Source organism: Pseudomonas sp. P5_B2, assembly GCF_056400445.1.
Window position 1 is genome coordinate 1 of sequence record NZ_JBFULH010001470.1, and the last position, 557, is coordinate 557.

1 protein-coding gene is annotated in these 557 nt (G+C 59.6%); it reads right to left on the bottom strand.

Going from position 1 to position 557, the window contains the following annotated elements; translation table 11 throughout:
* Positions 1-557, bottom strand: a 557-nt coding sequence (locus tag AC1DRJ_RS31885; RefSeq protein ID WP_477805597.1) for a helicase-related protein, incomplete at both ends; no start/stop codon positions are given.

Consider the following 557-nt stretch of genomic DNA (forward strand, 5'->3'; position numbering starts at 1 on the left):
GGATCAGCGAGCGCTCAGAACGCAGGAAGCCTTCCTTGTCCGCATCGAGAATCGCCACCAGCGACACTTCCGGCATGTCCAGACCTTCACGCAGCAGGTTGATCCCCACCAGCACATCGAACGTACCGAGGCGCAAATCGCGAATGATTTCGACCCGCTCCACGGTGTCGATGTCCGAGTGCAGATAACGCACACGAACGCCGTGGTCGGCCAGGTAATCGGTCAAGTCTTCAGACATGCGCTTGGTCAGGGTCGTGACCAGAACCCGCTCTTCCAGCGCGACACGCTTGCCGATTTCCGAGAGCAAGTCGTCGACCTGGGTCAGCGCCGGGCGGATCTCGATTTGCGGATCGACCAGCCCCGTCGGACGCACCAACTGCTCAACGACACGGCCTGCGTGTTCTGCCTCGTAATTGCCGGGAGTCGCCGAGACAAAAATCGTCTGCGGGCTGATGCTTTCAAACTCGTCGAAACGCATCGACCGGTTATCCAGCGCCGATGGCAGGCGGAAACCATATTCCACCAGCGTCTCTTTACGCGAACGGTCGCCCTTATAC